General features: G+C 51.6%; 19 protein-coding genes. 13 read left to right on the top strand and 6 right to left on the bottom strand.

All coding sequences use genetic code 11. From position 1 onward, the window contains the following. Positions 1-42: 42 nt before the first annotated feature. Both P9L94_16335 and P9L94_16330 read left to right on the top strand, forming a co-directional pair. Positions 43-2124 (top strand): hypothetical protein, encoded by a 2082-nt coding sequence (locus tag P9L94_16335; GenBank protein MDP8245654.1) that lies wholly within the window; start codon positions 43-45, stop codon positions 2122-2124. Between the two features lie 312 nt (positions 2125-2436). Further along, a complete protein-coding gene (locus P9L94_16330) occupies positions 2437-2661 on the top strand; it encodes a hypothetical protein (protein MDP8245653.1) in 225 nt (74 codons plus the stop codon). A 1-nt stretch (position 2662) separates the two neighbouring features. Here P9L94_16330 and P9L94_16325 read toward each other — a convergent pair whose 3' ends face one another. Further along, entirely contained in the window at positions 2663-3955 is a 1293-nt protein-coding gene (locus tag P9L94_16325) for an acetylxylan esterase (GenBank protein MDP8245652.1), read from the bottom strand. Positions 3956-4221: 266 nt separating this feature from the next. On the opposite strand from P9L94_16325, the gene malQ reads away from it, so the two are divergent. The 5 genes from malQ to P9L94_16300 all read left to right on the top strand — a co-directional run bounded on the left by malQ (position 4222) and on the right by P9L94_16300 (position 11737). Continuing rightward, a complete protein-coding gene (malQ, locus tag P9L94_16320; protein ID MDP8245651.1) occupies positions 4222-5778 on the top strand; it encodes a 4-alpha-glucanotransferase in 1557 nt (518 codons plus the stop codon). 147 nt (positions 5779-5925) lie between these two features. Further along, complete coding sequence (locus tag P9L94_16315; GenBank protein ID MDP8245650.1) at positions 5926-6822, top strand: diguanylate cyclase; 897 nt, start codon at positions 5926-5928, stop codon at positions 6820-6822. 189 nt (positions 6823-7011) lie between these two features. Further along, on the top strand, positions 7012-10518 hold the full coding sequence (metH, locus tag P9L94_16310) for a methionine synthase (GenBank protein ID MDP8245649.1): 3507 nt from the start codon (positions 7012-7014) through the stop codon (positions 10516-10518). 25 nt (positions 10519-10543) lie between these two features. Then, complete coding sequence (locus P9L94_16305) at positions 10544-11386, top strand: metallophosphatase (protein ID MDP8245648.1); 843 nt, start codon at positions 10544-10546, stop codon at positions 11384-11386. Positions 11387-11422: 36 nt separating this feature from the next. Next, positions 11423-11737 carry a hypothetical protein gene (locus P9L94_16300; protein MDP8245647.1) on the top strand — a complete coding sequence of 105 codons (315 nt, stop codon included), beginning with the start codon at positions 11423-11425 and terminating at the stop codon, positions 11735-11737. 15 nt (positions 11738-11752) lie between these two features. On the opposite strand, the gene P9L94_16295 is transcribed toward P9L94_16300, so the two are convergent. The 4 genes from P9L94_16295 to P9L94_16280 form a co-directional block, all read right to left on the bottom strand. Next, positions 11753-13522: an SLC13 family permease gene (locus P9L94_16295; protein ID MDP8245646.1), complete on the bottom strand. Its 1770-nt coding sequence runs from the start codon at positions 13520-13522 to the stop codon at positions 11753-11755. Between the two features lie 99 nt (positions 13523-13621). Next, a complete protein-coding gene (locus P9L94_16290) occupies positions 13622-14635 on the bottom strand; it encodes a hypothetical protein (GenBank protein ID MDP8245645.1) in 1014 nt (337 codons plus the stop codon). A 147-nt stretch (positions 14636-14782) separates the two neighbouring features. Next, the gene (locus P9L94_16285) at positions 14783-15679 is read right to left on the bottom strand and encodes a carbon-nitrogen hydrolase (protein ID MDP8245644.1); all 897 of its coding nucleotides are present in this window, start codon (positions 15677-15679) and stop codon (positions 14783-14785) included. Next, the gene (locus tag P9L94_16280; GenBank protein ID MDP8245643.1) at positions 15666-16412 is read right to left on the bottom strand and encodes a PIG-L family deacetylase; all 747 of its coding nucleotides are present in this window, start codon (positions 16410-16412) and stop codon (positions 15666-15668) included. The genes P9L94_16285 and P9L94_16280 overlap by 14 nt, the downstream gene beginning before the upstream one ends. Positions 16413-16695: 283 nt before the next feature. Here P9L94_16280 and P9L94_16275 point away from each other — a divergent pair, with 283 nt between their 5' ends. Genes P9L94_16275 through P9L94_16250 form a run of 6 tightly spaced genes read left to right on the top strand, consistent with a single transcriptional unit; the run spans position 16696 to position 22463 of the window. After that, positions 16696-18330: a thiamine pyrophosphate-dependent enzyme gene (locus P9L94_16275; protein MDP8245642.1), complete on the top strand. Its 1635-nt coding sequence runs from the start codon at positions 16696-16698 to the stop codon at positions 18328-18330. Continuing rightward, positions 18311-18805, top strand: a complete 495-nt coding sequence (locus P9L94_16270; GenBank protein MDP8245641.1) for an indolepyruvate oxidoreductase subunit beta — start codon at positions 18311-18313, stop codon at positions 18803-18805. The genes P9L94_16275 and P9L94_16270 overlap by 20 nt, the downstream gene beginning before the upstream one ends. After that, positions 18802-20142: a phenylacetate--CoA ligase gene (locus P9L94_16265; protein ID MDP8245640.1), complete on the top strand. Its 1341-nt coding sequence runs from the start codon at positions 18802-18804 to the stop codon at positions 20140-20142. Before P9L94_16270 ends, P9L94_16265 begins: the two co-directional genes overlap by 4 nt. A 16-nt stretch (positions 20143-20158) precedes the next feature. Next, positions 20159-20602 carry an amino acid-binding protein gene (locus tag P9L94_16260; protein MDP8245639.1) on the top strand — a complete coding sequence of 148 codons (444 nt, stop codon included), beginning with the start codon at positions 20159-20161 and terminating at the stop codon, positions 20600-20602. A 2-nt stretch (positions 20603-20604) separates the two neighbouring features. After that, positions 20605-21963, top strand: coding sequence for a phenylacetate--CoA ligase (locus P9L94_16255; protein ID MDP8245638.1), 1359 nt, complete (start codon positions 20605-20607; stop codon positions 21961-21963). 20 nt (positions 21964-21983) lie between these two features. After that, positions 21984-22463 carry a hypothetical protein gene (locus P9L94_16250; GenBank protein MDP8245637.1) on the top strand — a complete coding sequence of 160 codons (480 nt, stop codon included), beginning with the start codon at positions 21984-21986 and terminating at the stop codon, positions 22461-22463. A 341-nt stretch (positions 22464-22804) separates the two neighbouring features. On the opposite strand, the gene P9L94_16245 is transcribed toward P9L94_16250, so the two are convergent. After that, on the bottom strand, positions 22805-23488 hold the full coding sequence (locus tag P9L94_16245; protein MDP8245636.1) for a class I SAM-dependent methyltransferase: 684 nt from the start codon (positions 23486-23488) through the stop codon (positions 22805-22807). Positions 23489-23536 lie beyond the last annotated feature (48 nt).

Genomic DNA, 23536 nt, shown 5'->3' with positions numbered 1-23536 from the left:
CGCATGCTAGCGTATGAATACCATCTTAGAGGGGGCGGAAACATGCACACCATACCAATTCAATTTATCTCAAGACGGACGTTTGTGCAGATCAATGCCGGTTTGGCGGCGGGGGCGGTTTTGCCCGCGATTGGGGCTGAACATGCACTGATGACGCTGGAGCCTGCGAAATTGCTCAATGGCTTGAAACAAGACGGCGGCGAGGAACTCTTAGAAAACGGCGCATGGTATTCTAGCAACAAAACCGGGGCCGGGTTGGAATACAATATCCCGAAAGGCTCGTTGAGCGAGGCTTCGTACTTGTGTTCTGATTTTATTGTGGATGGAGACCATTTGGCGGTATTTCAAATTCGCTTGCATGAAGCCAATGACGGCCCATCGTTTAGCTTGCACTATAAAGGACTGAATCAGGCGCAAGCGCGTATCCGGCTGCCGCTAAGCGCGGTCAACTTGAATAAATGGCGGTTGGAGCGCGAGGGCGCTTGGCTGAAACCGATCTGCGGCGGTCAGCGGGTTGATCTGGCGAATGTCGACCGCATTACGCTGACCGTGATGCGCAAAAGCGAATCACCCGTGCGATGGATGCAAACGCCATTACTCGCCTTAAAGAACGAACCTGCAAGGTTAACCAAGCCTGTTTTGCCTAAGGGTAAACTTATAGATGAACTCGGACAAAGTTTAATTCATCAATGGCCGGGGCGTACAAAAAATGAAACCGAGATGAAGGCGCGCCTTGAAAAACAAAAACAAGAATCGGCCCAAAACCTTTGGCCTGAACATTTCTCGAAATGGGGCGGCTGGAAAGAAAAGAAAGTCGATTCGACTGGCTTTTTCCGTACCCACCACGATGGCAAGCGCTGGCATTTGATTGACCCTGATGGGCATTATTTTTGGTCGTCGGGTTTGGATTGCGTACGGGCGTATATCAATTCATTTTCAAAAGACATCGAGAGCGCGTTTACCTGGCTGCCGGAAGAAGGCAGCCGCTATCGTTCCGCCTATAACGGGCAATTTATGAATTATTTGCAATGCAATTTTATGCGCACGTTCGGCGCGGACGCGTGGTATCAGAACTGGGCGAAGATTTCACTTTCGGTGATGAAGCAGGTCGGCTTTAACACCGTCGGAAATTGGTCCAATTGGGACATTGCCCGCGATGCGCAGTTTCCCTATGTGATTCCGCTTTCGACGCGATTGGCGCGTTCGAAGATGGTCTATCGCGATTTCCCTGACGTGTTCCATTCGGATTTTGAATTGGATGCGGCGGAATACGGCAAACAATTGGAAGCCGTTCGCGATGATAAGGCGCTGATTGGGTACTTCTTGATGAACGAGCCGACCTGGGGCTTTTCGAGCGAATCGCCTGCGGCGGGGATGCTGTTCAACGCACCGTCATGCGAGACGCGCAAAGCGCTGGCGAAGCATCTTGGCGCCAAATACGGCGACGGCAAAACGCTTGCTCAAATATGGGGAATCAAGACGGACCTAGAGCAAGTCGCGCAAGGCGAGTGGAAACACCGGCTAACCGAACAAGCGAAGAAGGACTTATATGAATTTAGCGAAGTGATGGTTGAGAAATTGTTCAAGGCGCTTTCAAGTGCGTGTAAGAGCGTTGATCCCAATCACTTGAATCTCGGTATTCGCTACGCCAGTACGCCGCCCAAGTGGACCATCAAAGGGATGGAGCAGTTCGATGTATTCAGCATGAACAGCTATACCGAAAAAGTTTCGGCTGACGTATCGAAAGAAACCTCGACCCGCTTGAACATGCCGGTGATGATCGGTGAATGGCATTTTGGCGCATTAGACGCGGGGCTTCCTGCGTCCGGCATCGGTCGGGTGCATACGCAGGCCGACCGGGGACGCGCGTATCGCTATTACTTGGAAGATGCAGCGGCGAATCCGTATTGCGTCGGCGTACATTGGTTCACGATGTATGACCAGTCGGCGATGGGGCGCTTTGACGGAGAGAATTATAACATCGGATTTCTTGACGCCTGCAATCGGCCCTACAAAGAAATCGCTGAGGCGGCGCGGACGGCGCACGAGCGGATGTATTCGTTAGTGATGGGCGATGTGAAGCCGTTTAACGACCCGCCGGAGTATCTTCCCAAGTTGTTTTAGACCAAAAAGCGTAGAAAGAACAAGGGGCCGAAAAAGTAATGTCATTGACTTAAGGGGTGGCAAGCCAAGGCGTCGCGAAGTGAGGGCAGCCCTTGATGCAACGAAATCAAAAATATCAGCCCTGTAGGGGCGCAACGTGTTGCGCCCGAATCCCCCCTGGCGCTTTCAGCGCCGTCCCCCCCTTAAAAAGGGGGGCTAAAAGTCTTAAGTCAATGACATTGGCCGAAAAGGCCCCTTGTTAATTGCTATAATTAATCTGCCTATTTATATCGAATTCCATTCGACGATCAAGAAAAGATGAGGTAGAACTTTATGAAAGCGCGTGAACTTGATAAACAATTTGATGAAGGGCGCTCTATCAAAAAACATTTAGTCGTTTCTGAATCAAAAAAGCCCAATCAGGAACAGAAACGCGTAAACGTGGATTTTCCCGTCTGGATGATTCAACAACTGGATCAAGAAGCGAAGCGGTTAGGCGTTCCGCGCCAATCCATCATTAAGATTTGGGTTGCGGAACGCCTGGAGAAAGTGTCTTAGATTAAGGCTTCAGATGTTTCATCAGCCATTGATGCGCGTAGTCGCTGTGTTTCTTGTCGGTCCAATGCCCCATGTAAGGGATGATTTGGATCTCTTTTTCGCTGGGGATGGAGTTGTAAGCAGAAAACATCGACGTCGGCGGGCAGGTCTCATCGTTGTAACCCAATCCCATCAAAACAGGCATGTCTAATTTGCGGGCGAAATTGACCACGTCGTAATAGGCGGCGGTTTCGATTTTATCTTGCTTCACCGTGAATGGGTTCATGTTTTTAAACAGGTGCGGCCATCCGCCTGCGCGCCCATTCAAGTAACCGTAATGGTCGCACAACGCGGGGTAAGTTGACGCGACAAAACGGATGCGCGGATCGAGGCCAGCCGTTGTGATCGACAAGGCGCCGCCCTGGCTGCCGCCGTGAATGCCAAGCGTCTTGCCGTCGAATTGATCGAGTTGAACAATAAAATCGACTGCGCGGGCGCAGCCCAAAAAGACGCGGTTGTAATAATATTCGTCGCGGTCATCCAGATTGGCGGAGAAGTAATTTCGCAATGCTGCAGGGTTCAAACTGTTGTAGAGCCGGTCTGGCAAATTCACCGGGATGCCGTGGATTCCAACCGTCAGGTGAATAATGCCCTGTTCCGCCCAGTAGGCTTGTGGTCGGTAAGCGCGAACGCCTGCGCCGGGCACTTGCAGCAGCCCGGGGAAGGGGCCGTCGCCTTTGGGGACCGCCAACATGCCGTAAAAGCGAGGCGTGTAGCGCCAGTTATTTGGCCCTGTATTGAAGCTAACATGGTAGCAGTCGACCTTGTCGTTGCTTTGATCTTCGAGAAATTCCAATTCCGGCTCGAGCGGGGAATTGCGCATTTCTGCGAGTTCGCTTTGCCAGAAGTCGTCGAAGTCGTCGGGCATTGGCGTGGTCGGTTTGATGCCGGGCGCGTCGTATGCGCCAGTGGCGAGGCCTTTGTATGATTTGCCGTCAACCTCAGCGTAGACCATGCAGCGCAAAAAGCCGGGGCGATCGAGGCCGTGTGATTTGAGAGTGGTTTTCCCGTCCTCTAATGTCGCGTTGCCTGACTGAAACGGCGCCATTTGTTCGGGGCCGATGCTATACCGCACGTTTCCTTGAACCGATTTGCCGTCATCAAGAACGCTGACTTGAAACTGGATGGGTTCCGCAATTTGATATACCCAGTCTTCATGGTTCGGTTCGACCTTGACTTCGATCTCCGCTTGAATGGAAATTGTGTTCAATACCAATGCGGCAATAATGGAAAGAGGCAAGAAGAATCGCTTCATTATTTATTCCTTTTTAAATAAGGTCTAGAATAGGGCTTCGCCTTATCCTAGCAAAAGGGAAAAAACGCTTATAGCGGCAGAGCGAAAATATAGTTTGGTTTGAATATGAGAACGACGCCTGTTTAATAGATAATATGCGTCAGGACTAGCCGTGATCTTTTCAATGTCTGAGTTTGTTTTGCAGTTAATTTTTATTTTACAGTTAATAGGCATGATATAGTTATATAAACTGGATTGTATTTATTCATTGAGAAAGTGAAGCCTCTATGCTTTTTGAACGCGCAAGTGGAATTTTGCTGCATCCAACTTCATTGCCAGGACGCTTCGGCATCGGAGACATGGGAGAAGCGGCATTTCAGTTTATTGATTTTTTGCAGAGCAGCGGTCAACAATATTGGCAAGTTCTGCCGCTGGGCCACACTGGCTACGGCGACTCGCCTTATCAGTCATTCTCCGCCTTCGCAGGCAACCCTTTATTGCTGAGTTTTGAGATTTTGGCGAAAAAAGGTCTTGTGCTTCAAAGCGAATTGGATGCGTTTCCTGAATTTTCTGAAGGCCGCGTTGATTACGGCGCTGTGATTCCCGCAAAATTACGCGTATTACAAAAAGCCGCCAAGCGGTTTCGCGATTCAATGTCTGAAAAAGACCGTGAAGACTATCACCAGTTCTGGTTGCACAATAGTTGGTGGCTCGATGATTATGCTTTGTTTATTGCGTTAAAAGACTATTACAAGGGAGCGGTTTGGACGCAATGGGAGCCGGGCCTTGTTTATCGCGACTCTGAGACGATCGGGCGCTGGCAAAACGTATTGCATGACGCGATCGAGTCAATTAAAACGTGGCAGTTTCTTTTCATGCAACAATGGGGCGATGTGAAGCAATACGCCAATCGACGAGGGATCAAAATGATTGGCGATATTCCCATTTATGTTGCGCATGACAGCGTTGACGTTTGGGCGAACCAGTATTTGTTTCAACTGGATGAGAATGGCGAGCCGAGCGTTGTCGCTGGCGTACCGCCCGATTATTTCAGTGAAACGGGACAATTATGGGGCAACCCGATTTACCATTGGGACGTTGCGCGCGATCAAGGCTATTCGTGGTGGACAGCGCGGTTTCGCGATACCTTCAAACAAGTCGATATTGTTCGCTTAGACCACTTTCGCGGATTTGAAGCCTATTGGCAGGTGCCTGGCGGCGAAGAAACCGCGATCAATGGCGAGTGGATCGACGGCCCCGGCGCCGCGTTGTTTGACCATTTGCGCCATGAATTCGGCGGTGAGTTGCCCATCATCGCAGAAAATTTAGGCGTCATTACAGAAGAGGTTGAGAACCTACGTAAGCGCTTTGGCTTGCCGGGTATGGCGATTTTGCAATTTGCGTTTGGGGGAGACGCCGCTTGCGGCGACCTGCCTCATAATTATCCAAACGACATTGTCGCCTATTCAGGAACGCACGATAACGACACGACGGTTGCGTGGTGGCAATCAACCGGCGGAGAAGACAGTACCCGCACGGCGAAAGAAATTGCAGACGAAAAAGCATACGCAAAAAAATATTTGAACACGCCGGGAAACGAAATCCATTGGGATTGCATCCGAACTCTGATGGCGTCGGTCGCGAACACGGTTGTTACGCCAGTGCAAGATTTGTTGGGATTGGGCGGAGAGGCGCGAATGAATTTTCCCGGGCGCCCATACGGCAACTGGCAGTGGCGACTCAAACCGGGGCAATTAACGGATGACGTTAAAAAGCGCTTGCTGGAAATGACTGAATTATATGGTCGTGCTCCTCGGATACGTAAACAAAAAGGGATCAAGTAATTTTTCATTTTCGCTGAATGCTGCTTTATTAGTTTAATGTTCATCATTGTCGACATTTGGTCATTTGGAATACCACGTTACACTACGTTAAAGTATTAGTTAGTTATTTGTTGCTGACGTTTTGTATGAAATGACGAAAGCGAGCGTATGAAAGTAATCGTTGCGGATGATGAATCTGTATCCCGGCGTATGGTGCGTGAGTGGTTGTTACGGTGGGGATATGATGCGCTTGAAGCGGCTGATGGACTGACCGCATGGCATGAGATGCAATCCGAAGAGCCTCCTCGCATGGCGGTCGTCGATTGGTTGATGCCTGATTTGGACGGCTTAGAGTTTTGTCGAAAGATTCGTGAACGCGAGCAATACCAACCTTATACCTACATCATTCTTCTAACAGGAAAAACCTGCAAAGAAGACATCGTGCGCGGCCTCGAAGCAGGGGCTGACGATTTTATTTCCAAACCGTTTGACCGTGATATTTTGCGCGCCCGCTTATTGGTCGGCAAGCGCATCTTAGATTTGCATACACGGCTTCATCACGCGGCGACCCATGATGCGCTTACCAACATCACCAATCATGGGGCCATTTTAAAACTGCTTGAACAATTGATGGCGCGGGTCGAACGGGTGCGTGAACCCATCAGCGCCATCATGATCGACTTAGACCATTTTAAACGGGTGAACGATGAGTATGGGCATTTGGCTGGAGATACGGTGTTGAGCGAAGTTGCCAAAAAAATACAAGAATCTATCCGGGCGTACGATTCTGTCGGACGGTATGGCGGGGAAGAATTTTTGGTGGTGAATCCTGGAACGACGATGGCTGACGCCGCTGGTTTGGCGGAGCGTATTCGTCTGCGGTTTGAGAAAGAGCCGATTCGGTTTGATGACCGTGAGATTACTATTTCTTTGAGTTTTGGCGTTGCCGATAATCAAAATCCTTTCCATGCAAACGTAGAAACCCTCATTCGTGACGCGGACATGGCGCTGTATCAAGCAAAACAAAAAGGCCGAAACCGGGTGATCCGGGCTGACGACCGATAGTCCCGCTTGGTGTATTCTATATTGTAATCAATCGTATCGCCTAATCCTGCTTACCTGATCTGATTATTTTCCCTTCATTGTTTTTGAATCGGCGCTATTATATGCATATATCCGGATGAACGGATATAGAGAAACCGAATGATTCCCGCAACTCAAAGTTGCGCATGGATAGATAGAAAAAGGAAACATATGTCGAACGCTGATCTATTTCAACAACGATTAAAAGACCACATTGTCGTATTTGACGGCGCCATGGGCACCTCGATCCAAAATTTGGACCTGGCGCCGGATGACTTTGGCGGCGCTGATCTTGAAGGCTGTAACGAAAATCTGGTTTTGACCAAGCCGGATGTGATTGAAACCATCCACCGCCAGTTTTTTGAAGCGGGCGCAGACATCGTCGAATCCAACACTTTTGGCTCGGCCTCCTTGGTACTAGCTGAATACGACCTGCAAGATATGGCGGAAGAAATTACGCTCGAAGCCACCCGGATTGCGCGCCGCGCCGCAGACGCAATGAGCACGCCAAGCAAGCCGCGTTTTGTCGCGGGGTCGATGGGGCCAACCACGAAAAGCATCACCGTCACTGGCGGCGTGACATTCAACGAATTAATTGACACTTTCTATCAGCAAGCAAAGGCGTTAATCGAAGGCGGTTCGGACGTCTTGTTGCTCGAAACCCAACAAGATACGCGCAACGCCAAGGCGGGGCTGTTCGGCGTTCATAAAGCGTTTGAAGTCACCGGGCGCCGCCTGCCGATTATGGTGAGCGGCACCATTGAGCCGATGGGCGCCATGTTGGCGGGGCAGAGCGTCGATGCGCTCTATGCTTCGTTGGAACACGCCGACTTGTTGTCAATCGGCATCAACTGCGCCACCGGGCCGAAATTTATGACAGACCATATTCGCACCCTGGCGGAGATGGCGCAGTGCAACATCAGCTGCATCCCCAACGCCGGGCTGCCGGATGAAGAAGGCAACTACAACGAAACGCCGGAGATGATCGCCGGGGTTCTCGAACAATTCGTCCATGAAGGATGGATCAACATTCTGGGCGGATGTTGCGGGACAACGCCGGAGCATATCGCGGCCATCGCCAAATTAGCTGAGAACAAAAAACCGCGTCAGCCGCAAACCGTCACCCGCTGCCACATGTCGGGCATTGAATATTTTGAAGCCACTGACGAGAAGCGCCCCATCCTGGTTGGCGAGCGCACCAACGTCATCGGTAGCCGCAAATTCAAGCGTCTCATTTGTGAAAACAAATTTGAAGAAGCCAGTGAGATTGGCCGTAAGCAGGCCCGCACCGGGGCGCATATTCTCGATGTGTGTTTGGCCAACCCCGACCGGGAAGAGATGGAAGACATGGAGACCTTTCTTGAGCAAGTCATCAAGAAAGTGAAATTGCCTTTAATGATCGACTCGACGGACGCAGCGGTCATCGAGCGTTCGCTGACCTATTGCCAGGGTAAGAGCATCATCAATTCGATTAACCTGGAAGACGGCGAGGAACGCTTTGAGCAGGTCGTTCCGATGGCGAGGCAATTCGGCGCCGCATTTGTCGTAGGATGTATCGACGAAGACCCCGATCAAGGCATGGCGGTGACGGTCGAACGAAAAGTTGAAATCGCCAAGCGGTCTCATGATCTTCTCGTCAATAAATATGGAGTGAAGTCGCAAGAAATTATCTTCGACCCGCTGGTGTTCCCTTGCGCGACCGGCGACAAAAATTATATTGGCTCCGCCGAACAGACCATCAAAGGCGTCGCGGCCATCAAGCGTGAACTGCCTGAATGCAAAACGATTTTGGGCGTGAGCAACGTTTCATTTGGTCTGCCCGCTGCGGGCCGCGAAGTGCTCAACTCGGTTTTCTTGTATCATTGCGTCAAAGCCGGGCTGGACATGGCAATCGTCAACACCGAAAAATTAGAGCGGTACGCGTCGATTTCAGACGAAGAAAAGAAGCTCGCCGACGATTTGTTGTTCAACCGGGGCGAGGACCCCATCGCGACGTTTGCTGCGTTTTATAAAGACAAAAAAGTTTCCGATCAACCCGCAATGCCGCGCGACTCGATGCCGCTGGAAGAGCGCTTGTCGAATTGCATCATGGAGGGCAGCAAAGAAGGCTTGATTGAAGACCTCAATGAAGCGCTCAAAAAATACAAGCCGCTAGAGATCATCAATGGGCCGCTGATGGCGGGCATGGATGAAGTCGGGCGCTTGTTTGGCGCGAACGAGTTAATTGTCGCCGAGGTGTTGCAAAGCGCGGAAGTGATGAAAGCCGCCGTCAGCCATCTCGAGCCGTTAATGGAGAAGTCTGATATTCATGTCAAAGCCAAAATGTTGTTGGCGACGGTGAAGGGCGACGTCCATGACATCGGCAAAAATCTAGTCGATATTATCTTCTCAAATAATGGATACCAAATCATCAATCTGGGCATCAAGGTTTTGCCGGAAACACTGGTGAAAGCCTATCAAGATCACAAGGCGGACATGATTGGCTTGTCTGGTTTGTTGGTGAAATCCGCCCAGCAAATGGTGACCACGGTTCAAGATTTAAAGCGCGAGAATGTTCAAGTCCCGGTGTTGGTTGGCGGCGCTGCGCTGTCGAATGCGTTTACGCGCAATAAAATCGCGCCTGCGTACGGCGAATTGGTCGTGTACGCCAAAGACGCGATGAGCGGGCTTGATCTCGCCAATCAGATCAGCGATCCGAAGCGCCGCCCTGGTCTGGAAAAAAATATTCTTGAGATGACGGAGATGCTGCAAGACCGCGCCAAGAAGAAAGCCGAAGCCGCGCCTAAGCCAAAGAAAAAGCGCGTCAGCGTGCTTCGAAATGACCATGAGATTCCAACCCCACCGGACTTTAAATCGCATTTAATTCAAGACCATCCATTTGAAGAATTGATGGGCTACGTGAATCCCCAAATGCTATACGGCAAACATTTAGGCTTACGCGGCGCCGTCGAGAAAATGTGGGAAAGCGGCGACGAAAAAGCGTTAATGCTCAAGAAGCAAGTCGAAGAATGCGTCGATTTGATTTTATCGAACCAGATATTAAAGCCGCGCGCGGTGTTTAAGTTCTTCCCGGCGCGCCGCGACGGCGACGCCATCGCGATTTTGAACTCAGCGCGCAGCAAAGAAATTGACCGCCTTGTGTTCCCGCGCCAATCGGAGGGCGATGAACTCTGTTTGAGCGATTTTGTTTCATCCGACCGAGACGACGCGGTGTCGATGTTTGTTGTTTCAACGGCGGATGAGACGCTCTATGAATGGGCGGACCGCTTCAAACAAGACGGCGAGTATCTCAAATCGCACATGCTGCAGGCGATTGCGATTGAAAGCGCCGAAGGCCTGGCGGAACTATTGCACAAAAAAATTCGTGAAATGTGGGGAACCGCCGACGCGGCTTCGCTTTCAAAGAAAGAATTGTTCCATGCCAAATATCACGGCTTGCGCGTGAGTTTTGGTTATCCCGCTTGCCCAAGACTAGAAGATCAGCGTATCCTGTTCCAATTGCTGGACGCGACAAATCAGATTCAAGTGAAATTAACCGAAGGCGACATGATGGAACCGGAAGCGTCAGTCTCTGCATTGGTCTTTCATCATCCTGACGCCAAGTATTTCAATATTTCAGATTCTGATTTGCAAGCATTTGAAGAATCGTTAAAACCGTCGGCTCCCGCAGCGGTTTAACAGAACGTGGAATAGGGTGACAAAGATGAACCAGTTTGTATGCGCCGCTGCGGCGGCGCTTCTTTGTAGTGTTATGTATTGCGGCGCCGTTTGTGCGCAAGAAAGCGCAACGACGGCTGTTTCAGCCACTGCGCAAATCACCATTTTTCACACCAATGATTTTCATAGCCGTCTTGAGCGCGCCGACGCGTTGGTCGACACGATTTTTCGCTTACGTGAAGATCGCCCGGATTCGATTTTACTCGACGCGGGCGATATGTTTGAAAGCGAGTCGGAAGAAGCCGCGTCGACAAAAGGACGCGCCGTCGTCGAGATGATGAACCGGGCGGGGTATGATGGAATGACCTTGGGCGACGGCGCTTTTCGGGGATTTGACCTGGAAGACATGCGGCGTTGTATTCAAGAGTTTGCGTTTCCCGTTTTAAGTTCCAACCTGGTCAGCAGCGATAACGGCGACCCGATTACCATCCCCTATTGGATTTATACCGTTGGCCCTGTTCGCGTCGGAGTGATCGGCGCGTATAACGATGAGCCAATTCGCGACGCCGGGCTTCACGCGATTGATGCGCATACGGTACTTGAGTATTACGCCTATCATTTGAAGGGCAAAACGGATTGCATCGTGGCGCTGACTCACGCCGGATTAAACAATGATAAAGCGCTCGCCAAGGCGGTGCCGGTGATCGACGTTATTGTCGGCGGTTCGTCGAACGACGCGCTTGAACAACCGCTTGTGCTGGATGATACAATCATTGTGCAGGCGGGGTCGGTGGGGCGTTATGTGGGCGTATTGAATCTCACGATTGATCTGGATGCTGACAAAGTGGTTGCGCATTCAGGGCGCTTGGAACCCGTCCGGGAGCAATAACAACATGGCGTATGAAACAATGAACGGCGGCGCGGCATGAGTGATGGATTTTCCTTTCATATCCCGACCGGCGACGGCGATGAACACCTCATGCTGACCAATCCGTGCGTGGTCGATTGCAACACGGAAATTGGTCGCATTACGTTGATCCTTGATCGACAGTATCCACGGTTTTTGTTTGTTCAAATTATGAACGAATGGCGCAAGTGTATTTTGCTGGAACCGCAATTGACGCACTTCAACAATGATATGGAAATATTTGATTTTCTCCGCCGTTTTCAAGCGACCACCGCATTTAATAAACTCATCGAAGAAGAAAAAAACTTAGATGCGGGTTGGGAAGCGCTCTAAGTTATTCAATCTAACCTAAAACGGCCAGATGATAGGAGCCAGCGTGACGGTAACGGCGCCCAACAAAAAGTTGAGCGGCAGACCAACGCGGGCGTAGTCGGAGAAACGATACCCGCCCGGGCCGTAAACCATTAAGTTTGTTTGATATCCGATTGGTGACGAGAAACTGGCGGACGCCGCCATCATAATCGCGATGGCGAACGGAACAAAACTGACCTCCAGCGAATTAGCGGTTGCGAGCGCAATCGGGAACACCAGCACCGCCGCTGCGTTATTCGTAATCAATTCCGTGAAAATTGTGGTAATCAAATACACGATGATTAGAGCGAGAATCGGGCTGTCGCCGGCGAACGCGATGAATCCGCTTGCGATGTAGGCTGCTGCGCCTGTTTTATCGAGTGCGTGTCCTACTCCAAGCGAGGCTGCAATGACCAGCAAGACTTGCCAGTCAATGCTCTTTCGCGCGGTGGAGCCGCTGCAGCACCCGGTGGCGATCATGGCGCCTGCCGCCAACATCGCTGCTTGTAACATGCTCAAGACGTTAAACGCCGCAGACAAGACCATCGCCGCTAAAACGAGCAGGGCGATGAGGCCGCGTTCATGGCGCAAGGGTTGCGAGTCTTGCAACTGGCTTACCAAAAAGAAATCACGTGAATCGCGCGACTGTTGGAAAAACGTCGGCGGCGCTTCCAGCAGCAAGGTGTCGCCGGGGCGCAATACGATATCGCCGATTTTTTTGTTGATGCGCTCACCGTTGCGCGCCACTGCGATGACGGCGGCGTTATAGACTGTACGGAAACGCCCTTCACGAATGGTTTTTCCCACCAATGGGCATGAATCTGAAACCACGGCTTCGACCATGACGCGTTCGGTGCGGGGCGCATCGAGTTTAAACACTTGATTGGTGGCGGGCGTGAGTCCGCGTATTTTTTGCAAATCGACAATCGAATCTATGACGCCGACAAAAACCAGTCGGTCATTGGCTTCCAACTGTTCTTGCGGGCCGACGGCGGGAATCAAGTGTCCCGCCCGTTCGATTTCCATCAAAAAGAGGCTCGGCAGGTTTCTCAGTCCCGCATTTTCAATGCTGCGGCCCACCAACGGGCTGGCGTCTTCAACCAGCATTTCAACGGTATATTCGCGGGGGTCTTGCATGGCGCCGATGCTGGGGCGGCGATCCGGCAAAAGCCAGTCGCTGAACAGAAACATATAGGTCAGGCCTACCAAGGCGCTTGGGATTCCAACCCAGGCGATGCTGAAGACATGAAAGGGCGAGGCGCCGGTTTCACTAATCATCAAACCGTTGACGATCAGGTTGGTGCTGGTTCCGATGAGCGTACAGGTTCCCCCAAAGATGGAGGCGTAACTCAGCGGGATCAACAATTTGGACACTGAGAGGTTGTTTTGTTTGGCCCAGTCAATGACGGCTGGAATAAACATACCCACCACAGGCGTATTGTTTAAAAAAGCGCTGAGCGTTGTAACGGGAAACACCAAACGCAATTTTGCTTGAAATAAATTTTTGGGGCGCCCCAGTCCCCATTGAACAATCCAGGCGATGCCGCCGGTTTCACGGATGCCGCAAACGACGATATAAAGTGCGCCGATGGTAATCATGCCCGGGTTGCTGAATCCGCTCAGCGCATCCGCTGCGTCGACGCGGTTGCTAACGAACAGCACGGTCAATGCGCCTAAAAAGAGCACGTCAGGGGCGATCCGCGTGAACATCAGCGAGCCAAGCAGAACGACCAACAAAACCAACATGAAAAAAATATCAAAAGTCATTACTGTTTAGCGCCTGTATGAGTTGGAATTTTTTTACGTTTATTAAGAATGGTATGGTATCGCGAGAACAAGAAATGGTATACCGACTCAACCGTCTGGTTAGCGTCGCGGCGGGCGCACCATGCGAACGGCGGTTTGTTTTTTTGCAATGCCCATTCCCGCGCCGGATTTTTCGAGACGTACTTTCTTTTCAAATTTGATGCCTTTTTCGCGCAATTGCTCGCCGAAAGTATTGAACAAGGCTTCTTCTAATTGTTGCAGTTGTTCGAGTTGAGTCTGGCAATCGTCCAGGTGTTTGTCGATTGAGGATATTTGTTGTTGTTTGGAATCGAGGGTGACTTTATATTCTTCCAGAGTTTTGGGTGATTCGTCATGTTCGTTTTTGACCAGTGCGCCCGTTGATTTGACGGCGTTGATTTGCGTTAAAATCATATCCGAGACTTCGGGGTCTGCATCTTTAAAGAGTTTCGCCATTTCGCTGAGGTTGCGGTGGCATTGATTGCGGCAGGCGTCTAATAATTCTTGTTTGACGCGCAAGACCTTCTGATGGTGACGCGCCAGCGAAAGCTGCGAGACGGCCTGTTCGAGCATGTCCGGCTCGAGCGCCCGTTGCGCAAGCCGCACTTTCGATTGCATGTGGTTGTGTAAAGTGGCGCGCGCGTTGTCTAACTTTTTTTTGATCGCCGCATAGTCTTCAGACTCTGGATGGTGTTCTTTCAACGATTGTTCATAGCGGCGAATCAGAACTTGTAATTTAAACGCCATGACAAAATCGGGATGTTCGCGTTTTTTTTCAGCGATTTTCTTTTCCAACCGGGCGACTTCTTGCGCGGCGGTAGAGCCCGGGTCTAAGTAGTCGGCCATGATCGGCAGCATGGCTTGTAATTCTCTGCCGTTGGTTCCGCGTTCACGGGTCAGGTCGGCGACCAGCGAGAGGCAATCAGCCAGATTGCGGCGAATGGGAAGCAGAAAGACTTCGGTATCAAACGCGAGCGCATTTTCGGCGTTATTGAGCAGCTCGCGCGCTTTTTGCGTTGAGAGCGCTGACTCAAACTTTTGAAACGCCTGCGAAAATGTGTCGTTTGATTGCTGGGCTATTTTGAACTTATCCATAAGAAACCTTCATCACATCGCATCTTATTCACAGAGTCTATCAAACTTTTGATGATTTATCTCATCAACTATCACTTAACACTAAATGGTACTTGATATTATTTCATTTTCACAGCCGCGAAATGGGAAGATTGGACGGTGCTGTTATTAACTGGAATACCGTTGCGTGACGCCGCCAAAAGCGTCGATGCGACGGTCGCGCAAGAACGGCCAGTTGCGGCGGACGTCTTCGATGCGACTGGGATCAATCTCTGCGTACAAAATTTCTTCTTGATCGCTGGTCGCCTCTGCGAGCACGACGCCGAAAGGATCACAGATAAACGATCGTCCCCAAAATTCGATTCCAGGCGCTTGTGGGTCGGGCTTTTCAAGACCGATGCGATTGACGGCGGCGACGAATACGCCGTTGGCGATGGCGTGACCGCGTTGAATGGTGCGCCAGGCGTCATGCTGCTGATCGCCGTATTGCTCTTTCTCTGCGGGATGCCAACCGATGGCGGTCGGATAAACAAGCACTTCCGCCCCTTGCAGCGCGGTCAGGCGGGCGGCTTCTGGATACCATTGGTCCCAGCAGATTAGCGTGCCGATTTTTCCCGGCGCGGCGTCAAACATGCGAAACCCTAAGTCGCCGGGCGTGAAGTAATATTTTTCATAGAAGCCGGGGTCATCGGGAATGTGCATTTTGCGGTAGACGCCTAGCAAGGCGCCGTCTCGCCCGATCATAGCGATGCTGTTGTGATACAAACCCGGCGCGCGCTTTTCAAAAAGCGGAACAACAACGGCGATATTCTTGTCTTTCGCAACGTGCGCAACTGCTTCCGTCGTTGGGCCGGGGATGGGTTCGGCGAGATCAAACAACCGGGCGTCTTCGACCTGACACAAGTAGGGCGTTGTGCAGAGTTCTTGTAAGCAGATGACGCTGGCGCCGTTGTCCGCCGCTTCGGCGATGGCGTCGAGCACTTTGCTGCGGTTGTTTTCTACATTTTCAGTTAGCGCCATTTGCGCAGCAGCGAGCGTATAAGATGCTTGGTTAGCGTTTGACATAATCGCTCAACGCGTCTTCAAGTACGGGCGCTTGCGGGTAGCCGTGACCCTTGTGCATACGAAAGCCTTCGCCGTACTCATAACCAAAATCCAGGCCGCGTTTTTGGTTCCATTCCAACATCGAGTGGACGTAGTGGTCCATGCCATGATAGGCGCGCAGCCATTCGCGTTGCGATGCGTGTCGCTCCAGCATGGTTTTCTTGGTTTCGATGACGGAAGACACGTCTACGCAAAAGTCGGGGCGGATGGAACTTCCAAAGATGTCTTTGCCCTCGGAGGGGTCAGTGTAATAGAGCGTGGGTACGGCCTTCATCACGGGAGCGTCGCCGGTTTTGTAGTTGGGCGCCCCGACGATAAACGCTGCATGGCGCACGAGGTGGCTGCAGGCTTCATGGTCGGCGTGATAGTCTTGCGGCGGCGCGGTGATAATGACATCGGGATTCACCGCGCGGATAAATTCGGTCACGCGCCGTCTCGATGCGTCGTCGTCAAAAATTTCATAGTCGTTAAAATCGACGCAGCCGTAGGACGCGCCTATGACGTCCGCCGCGTTTTTGGCTTCGATCTTTCGGATGCGGGCGGTTTCTTCGTTGGATGTTTCAAGCGAGCCTTTGTCGCCATTACTGACGGTCGCGATGGCGATGTCGTGTCCCTGGTTTTTTAACAGCGCAAGCGCGCCTGAACACAGAAATTCTACGTCGTCAGGGTGGGCGTGGATAGCGAGTATTTTCATTGATTAACCTCGGTCAGTTTGTCATTATAACTTTAAGTATAGAGTGATTTCTGGACGTTTCATGTATTACATGGATGAAAACTGAAAAAGAGAATGATAATATTTTATTAGTATACTTTTTGCTTTATTAAATCTATAGCCATTGGTAAAATAGACCGGAATTTGAACGCTGTATCTTGAATAATTCTGACAATTTGGTCTAATTTAACTAAGTTAATCATCTTGGGCGGTATTTTTATCAAATCGCCTTAGTTCAAATGTATGCGCAACGAGGTACGACTTCATGAACGCTACAAAACGAATGCTGCTCAGTGGCAACGAAGCAGTCGCGTTAGCCGCAATCCGCGCCGGCGTCGCGCTTGGCGTCGGATACCCGGGTACACCCTCCACCGAAATACTCGAATCATTTTCTAATCTCCAAGGCAAGGCGCAATGGTCGCCCAATGAAAAAGTGGCGCTGGAAGTCGGTTTAGGCGCGGCCTATGCTGGCGCGCGCACTTTAGTGACCATGAAACACGTTGGCTTGAATGTCGCCGCCGATCCGCTTTTCACCGCCGCGTATACGGGCGTCTCGGGCGCATTGGTCATTGTGAACGCTGACGACCCTGGCATGGCGTCGAGCCAAAATGAGCAGGACAACCGCCGCTACGCCGTCGCGGCGGGACTGCCGATGATCGAGCCGTCTGATTCTCAAGAGGCGTATAATTTCTTTTTAGACGCCGTCAAACTTTCAGAGCGCTGGAACATTCCTGTTCTGTTTCGCGTAACCACGCGAATCTGTCACTCCAAAACCGTTGTGAACCAGAACGGCAATATTGATGACGCTGCCGCGCCCAATTTTATTCGCGACATCAAAGGTCGCGTGATGATTCCCGGTTATGCGCGGTTGGCTCATAAGCGCTTGCGCGTAAAGTTGGCTGAGATCGAGCAGTGGAACGAATCGGCGCCGATCAATCAAGAAATTCGTCAATCAAGCGAACTGGGCGTCATTACCTCCGGCATTTCCTATGTGCATGTGCGCGAGGCTGTCCCGGAAGCGAGCGTGTTGAAACTTGGATTGACCTATCCTTTGCCGATGGACCGCATTCGGGAATTTGCGTCTTCGGTTTCGCGATGCGTCGTGATTGAAGAAGGCGACCCTTGCCTGACGGACGCCATTCGCGCCGAAGGCATTGATATTGACTCCAAGCAGGAAGCGTTTCGTTTTGGCGAATTAAACGTCGAGCGCGTCAAACAAATCATCAACGACCATAAACCGATAGAGTTTGTACGTCCTCCGGGAAAGCCGCCGCAGTTATGCCAGGGGTGTCCGCATCGCAACGTGTTCCAGGCGTTGCATGATTTTGACTGCATTGTCTCCGGCGACATTGGCTGCTACACGTTGGGCGTGATGCCGCCGTTTGAGGCGATGGACACCTGCGTGTGTATGGGCGCCAGCATCGGCGTTGGCCTTGGCTTGCGTCATACATTGCCCGAAGCGCAGGCGCGCCGCGTGGTTAGCGTAATTGGCGATAGCACCTTCATCCATAGTGGAATCACCGGCATTGCGGAAATGGTTTATAACCCGCCCTCGACCGGGCACGTCGTTATGATTCTTGACAACGGAACCACAGCAATGACGGGCTTGCAGGAACACCCCGCAACCGGGCGCACTCTCGACCATCAGCGCACGCACATGGTCTCGATGGAAAAACTCTGCGAAGCCATGGGCGTCGACCGCGTCGAAGTGTTAGAACCAACCAACTTTGATGCGCCGCTGCAATCGGCGTTGAAGAGCAATGATCTAACGGTACTGATTGTGCGGCGTCCTTGTATTCTCGCAGCGGGCAAAATCCGCCAATACGAAAAAGCCATCACCCATGAAGAATCATGTTCATGTCATCAAGAGCAGGAGCATCATGAATCCAAAAGTCACTAATGTTGTATTCGCCGGTTTGGGAGGGCAGGGCGTCCTCAAAGCCTCTGATATATTCGCCGAAGTTGTTTTTTGCGCGGGCTTCGATGTAAAGAAAGCCGAAATACACGGCATGAGCCAACGCGGCGGTTCGGTGACGTCCGATGTTCGTTTTGGCGAGCAAGTTCACAGCCCGATGGTCTCTTCAAGCCAAGCCGACTATTTAGTCGTGTTGTCAGAAGACCAACTTGAAGTCAACCAGCACTACCTGGCGCCGGACGGCGTTCTCATTTCTTCCTCCGTGTTGAAAGATGTGAAACTACCTCATCCCAAAAGCGGTAATGTCGTTCAACTTGGAATTTTGAGTACACATCTTTCCATTGAAGAAGAGTATTGGCATGAAGCGATCCGCTTACTCATGCCGGAAAAAATACATGATGTGAACCTACAAGCGTTTGCTTTGGGGCGATCTTTGAATTCTGGGGAGGAAAGCTCATGACTCGCATCTCAGGTGATATGGCTTGCGCCGCAGGAGATTTTCATCCCGCCAGTGCACCCGATTATCTTCCCGTATCGCAATTGCGAAACCTGCAAACTCAGCGGCTGCAAAAAATTGTCTGGCAAGCCTATGACCGTGTGGAACTCTATCGCCGCCGCATGGACGAACGCGGCGTTTCGCCCGAAGACATCGGCTCAATCAAAGACATTACAAAACTGCCGTTCACGACTAAAAACGACTTACGCGACAATTATCCTTTTGGGCTATTCGCCGAACCCATGAACAAGGTTGTTCGCGTTCACGCGTCCAGCGGCACCACGGGAAAACCCACAGTGGTCGCTTACACGCAGGAAGACGTTGACGTGTGGGCGGACGCGATGGTGCGGTGTTTCGCCTGTTATGATCTTCATGCGGGCGACATCATTCAAAATGCTTATGGGTATGGTTTGTTCACTGGCGGCCTTGGCGCACACTACGGCGCCGAAGCGCTGGGCGCAACCGTGATCCCCATTTCAGGCGGCAATACCGACCGCCAGATTATGATTATGAAAGATTTTTCGGTTACGGCGATCTGCTGTACGCCGAGTTATTTCTTGCACATCATTGAACGCGCTGAAGAACTGGGCGTGAATATTCGCGACCTGCAATTGCGCGCGGGCGTGTTTGGCGCCGAGCCGTGGACGGAATCCATGCGGGAGCGCATCGAAGCCGCAACGGGCATCAAAGCCTATGACATTTATGGATTGTCTGAAATCGTTGGCCCCGGCGTTGGCGCAGAATGTTGCGCGCAAGACGGCCTGCACATCATTGAAGATTATTTCTATCCAGAAATTGTCGATCCCGAAACCGGAGAGCCAAAACCTGACGGCGAAGAAGGCGAACTGGTGTTGACCACATTGGGCAAGATGGCCATGCCCATGCTACGCTATCGTACTCATGACATCACCTTCATCTATCCTGAGCAATGCAAATGCGGGCGCAGCATTCGCCGCATCCAACGCATCGGGCGACGCAGCGACGATATGTTCATCATTCGCGGCGTCAATGTGTTCCCATCCCAGATCGAAACCGCTTTGCTCGCCGTTGAGGGGACGCTGCCGCATTATCAGATTATCCTCACCCGCGATAAGGGGTTGGACAAGATCGAAGTCCAGGTCGAAGTCACCGCCGAACTCTTCAGCGACAAGGTGCGCGAACTCGAAGGGCTTCAGGAAAAACTCAGCCAGTCGATTGAGCGTACGCTGGGCATTCGCGTCCATTTGCGTTTGGTTGAACCGCACACCATTGAACGCAGCATGGGCAAAGCCAAGCGCGTGATTGATAACCGGCAACTTTAAGTGAGGAGAATGAACCATGAAACTCAAACAGTTGTCACTCTTTTTAGAAAACCGCCTTGGTCAGTTGGACAACGCAATTCAAATTTTAGCAGACGCAGGCGTCAATATTCTCACGCTTTCGCTTGCTGATACGGAACAATTTGGAATTCTCCGTCTTGTGGTGAAGGATTGGGAAAAAGCCAAGACTGCGCTCGAAGCAAAACAGTGCGTAGTGAAAATTACCGACGTGGTCGCGGTCGAAGTGCCTGACCGTCCCGGCGGGCTGGCGGAGTTGCTGCGCCAAGTCGATCAATGCGGGATCAATATCGAATACATGTATGCATTCACGTTCGGTCGCGGCGGCAGCGCCATCTTGATTTTACGCTTTGACGACGTTGACGCTGCGATTGAGAAACTACGTGATAAAGCCGTGAACATGGTTGGCGAGGTTGAGTTGTTCGGGTTGTCTGCGGGCGAATAGGCATGGTTTTGAATCCACGTTCCGCTCCCGTTCAGGCGCCGGAGTTCGTCACAGAAAATCGCATCTGGGACCCAGACGAAACCCTGCCGCTCCCGCAATTGCAGGCGTTGCAAGTCGAGCGTCTGCGTGACTGCGTGGGTCGCGCGGGGACGGTGTCGTTTTATCGCGACGCGTTCCAAAAAAACAACATCACCATCAGCAGCATCAAGTCGCTGGACGACTTGAAACGTCTACCGCTTACTACCAAACAAGACCTGCGCGAACATTACCCGCTCGGCTTTCTCGCTGTGACCCGCGATAAAATCGCCCGGCTGCATGGCTCGTCGGGAACCACGGGCAAACCCACTTTCGTCGCCTATACCCAGGATGATCTTAAACTATGGGCGGACCTGTGCGCGCGTTTTTTGACCGCTGGCGGTTTGCAAGCCAAACACCTCGTTCATATCGCATTCGGCTACGGGTTGTTCACCGGAGGCTTTGGGCTGCATTACGGCGTGGAGCGCGTCGGTGCGGCGATTGTGCCCGCTGCGTCCGGCAACACCGAACGCCAAATCATGCTGCTGCGCGATCTCGAAGCGGATGCGCTCGTCTGTACGCCTTCGTATGCGCTCTATATCGCGGAAGTCGCGCAACAAGAGGGCATTGATCCTCGATCTCTGCCTTTGAAATTCGCCCACTTCGGCGGCGAACCCTGGACGGAAGACATGCGCGCTCAGATCGAGCGCGACATGGACATTCTCGCCTTTAACAATTACGGCCTGTCGGAAATCATTGGCCCCGGCGTGTCGGGCGAGTGCGCGGCGCGGCGGGGAATGCACATTCAAGAAGACCATTTTCTGGTCGAGTGCTTGGACCCCGATACGCTGGAGCCTGTCCCGGACGGGCAGCCCGGCGAACTTGTGATTACCGCCATGACCAAGCAGGCGATGCCGATTATTCGCTACCGTACCCGCGACATCGCTTCGCTGGACCATACGCCGTGTCCATGCGGGCGCACGACGGTTCGCATGGGCCGCGTCATCGGGCGTACGGACGACATGTTGATCGTGCGCGGCGTGAACTTGTATCCCTCGCAGATTGAAGAAGCCCTGCTGCGCGTTGAGGGCGCGGCGCCGCATTATCAGATCGAAGTTGACCGTCGAGGCAGCCGCGACAATATCACGGTCCGGGTCGAGATGCGCGCCCAGGATTTCTCCGACAAGATGCGCGAGATGGCGGTATTGCGCGACCGTATCGACCGTGAGATTCACCACATCACCGGCCTGCGAATGCACATCGAACTGGTCGCCCCGCAAACTCTCGAACGCTTTGTCGGCAAAGCCAAACGCGTCATCGACCACAGGCCGAAGGCGGAGTTGTAAGCACACTTAGGTTAAGCAATATGTCAAAAGATTTTTTTTCTACAGAAAATTTTATCGTGTGGGGATTTTTAATTCCACTGGTCTTTCTTTTAATTGAAGTGAGAAAACGAAGGCTTGATAGTGAATACAAGATAAATATCTTTATTCCAATATGGAGTCCTGTTGGGTTCTTTTTACTTTATTCTTTTGTTCTCTTGCGTGATTTTTTATATAGCACACTTGCTTTTGCTAATCATATTCTTTTGTCATTCACGATTTCGATTGTTCTATTCGTTTTATGTTATTGGTTTGGTTTAAAAAGGCTCAATGCAATTAAGAACCATAACCGAGAGAATGCGCCATCATTAGAACAACAGCGGCTCGGAGTTTTCTTTACTTCATTGATTATGGGGCTTATGACATTCCACACTGCTACTTTCCAGAATCAGTATGCACCTATTGCTATAATATTTGTTGGTGTGTTCCCTTTATGGTTCTATTTGGATAGAAAAGTCGAGTAGGGGCGGGCTCGCGTAACAGCCCGCACTGAAGCCAATGTCATTGACTTAAGGGATGGCGAGCCAAGGCGTCGCGAAGTGAGGGCAGACCTTGATGCAACGAAATCAAAAATATCAGCCCTGTAGGGGCGCAACGTGTTGCGCCCGAATCCCCCCTGGCGCTTTCAGCGCCGTCCCCCCCCTGGCGCTTTCAGCGCCGTCCCCCCCTTAAAAAGGGGGGCTAAAAGTCTTCAGTCAATGACATTGACACTGAAGCGAGCAGAGTTGTACCCATGCCACATGCAGCGAAATCTCAATTCAATTTGTAGAATAAAATTCTAATTTACAGAAGAATCCTTTTTCATTTACTTCTTCATCTCAATCCACACACCGTAGTTTATACCATCGCTGCCTGCGGGGCGCGGGCGGATGATGCGGAAATTTTCGATTCCTAATTCCATTAAATACTTACGCCAGGTCGCTTCGGCTTCGTCGGGGTCATACGCCGGAAACGAGCGGCTTTTGTTTTGCTTGTCGCGAATGGCGCGGGCGGTTTCGACAGGGACGTTTTCCGAGAATCCACGACCGATATACGCAACGCAACCCGGCTTGAGTACGCGGTAGACTTCAGCCAGCCCGGCTTTGACGTCACCCCAAAAGGGAATCGACCCGCGCGAGACAATAACGTCTGCGTAATTGTCTTTGAATGGTAGGTGCTGCGCATCCGCCAGCATGGCGCTGGCTCGACCGGTGAAGCCCGCTTGGTCAATGCGTTGTAGAAAAGCCGGAAACGCCTTGGCGTTGATATCCGCATTCACCCAATGCAGGCGGGTGCGGCTGCAAAGTTCGAGGATCAGGTCGCCGCGCCCGCTGCCGATGTCGAGAGCGACGCCTTCCAGACCAGCGAGATCATATTGTTCGACAAACCAGTCCGCCAATTTGGGGTAAACCGGAGCTAACAGGGGCTTCTTATCATCCTGACTTGACGAAGTGTTTGCGATTATCAATAGTAGGACTGAAGCGATAAAAAGTGGAAATAGAATTTTCATTGGTGATTGCTTCCTTTGAGTTGTATAGTACAATTGTTTTTCAGTTCT

The organism is Candidatus Hinthialibacter antarcticus (assembly GCA_030765645.1).
GTDB lineage: Bacteria > Hinthialibacterota > Hinthialibacteria > Hinthialibacterales > Hinthialibacteraceae > Hinthialibacter > Hinthialibacter antarcticus.
Note: the sequence above shows the minus strand (reverse complement) of the source record. Positions and strands in the feature narration are given on the sequence as shown.

Bases quoted from the DNA above. Each gene is read 5' to 3' on its own strand.
- P9L94_16335 (MDP8245654.1), top strand. From the start codon at position 43: ATGCACACCATACCAATTCAATTTATCTCAAGACGGACGTTTGTGCAG.
- P9L94_16330 (MDP8245653.1), top strand. From the start codon at position 2,437: ATGAAAGCGCGTGAACTTGATAAACAATTTGATGAAGGGCGCTCTATC.
- P9L94_16325 (MDP8245652.1), bottom strand. From the start codon at position 3,955: ATGAAGCGATTCTTCTTGCCTCTTTCCATTATTGCCGCATTGGTATTG.
- malQ (MDP8245651.1), top strand. From the start codon at position 4,222: ATGCTTTTTGAACGCGCAAGTGGAATTTTGCTGCATCCAACTTCATTG.
- P9L94_16315 (MDP8245650.1), top strand. From the start codon at position 5,926: ATGAAAGTAATCGTTGCGGATGATGAATCTGTATCCCGGCGTATGGTG.
- metH (MDP8245649.1), top strand. From the start codon at position 7,012: ATGTCGAACGCTGATCTATTTCAACAACGATTAAAAGACCACATTGTC.
- P9L94_16305 (MDP8245648.1), top strand. From the start codon at position 10,544: ATGAACCAGTTTGTATGCGCCGCTGCGGCGGCGCTTCTTTGTAGTGTT.
- P9L94_16300 (MDP8245647.1), top strand. From the start codon at position 11,423: ATGAGTGATGGATTTTCCTTTCATATCCCGACCGGCGACGGCGATGAA.
- P9L94_16295 (MDP8245646.1), bottom strand. From the start codon at position 13,522: ATGACTTTTGATATTTTTTTCATGTTGGTTTTGTTGGTCGTTCTGCTT.
- P9L94_16290 (MDP8245645.1), bottom strand. From the start codon at position 14,635: ATGGATAAGTTCAAAATAGCCCAGCAATCAAACGACACATTTTCGCAG.
- P9L94_16285 (MDP8245644.1), bottom strand. From the start codon at position 15,679: ATGTCAAACGCTAACCAAGCATCTTATACGCTCGCTGCTGCGCAAATG.
- P9L94_16280 (MDP8245643.1), bottom strand. From the start codon at position 16,412: ATGAAAATACTCGCTATCCACGCCCACCCTGACGACGTAGAATTTCTG.
- P9L94_16275 (MDP8245642.1), top strand. From the start codon at position 16,696: ATGAACGCTACAAAACGAATGCTGCTCAGTGGCAACGAAGCAGTCGCG.
- P9L94_16270 (MDP8245641.1), top strand. From the start codon at position 18,311: ATGAATCCAAAAGTCACTAATGTTGTATTCGCCGGTTTGGGAGGGCAG.
- P9L94_16265 (MDP8245640.1), top strand. From the start codon at position 18,802: ATGACTCGCATCTCAGGTGATATGGCTTGCGCCGCAGGAGATTTTCAT.
- P9L94_16260 (MDP8245639.1), top strand. From the start codon at position 20,159: ATGAAACTCAAACAGTTGTCACTCTTTTTAGAAAACCGCCTTGGTCAG.
- P9L94_16255 (MDP8245638.1), top strand. From the start codon at position 20,605: ATGGTTTTGAATCCACGTTCCGCTCCCGTTCAGGCGCCGGAGTTCGTC.
- P9L94_16250 (MDP8245637.1), top strand. From the start codon at position 21,984: ATGTCAAAAGATTTTTTTTCTACAGAAAATTTTATCGTGTGGGGATTT.
- P9L94_16245 (MDP8245636.1), bottom strand. From the start codon at position 23,488: ATGAAAATTCTATTTCCACTTTTTATCGCTTCAGTCCTACTATTGATA.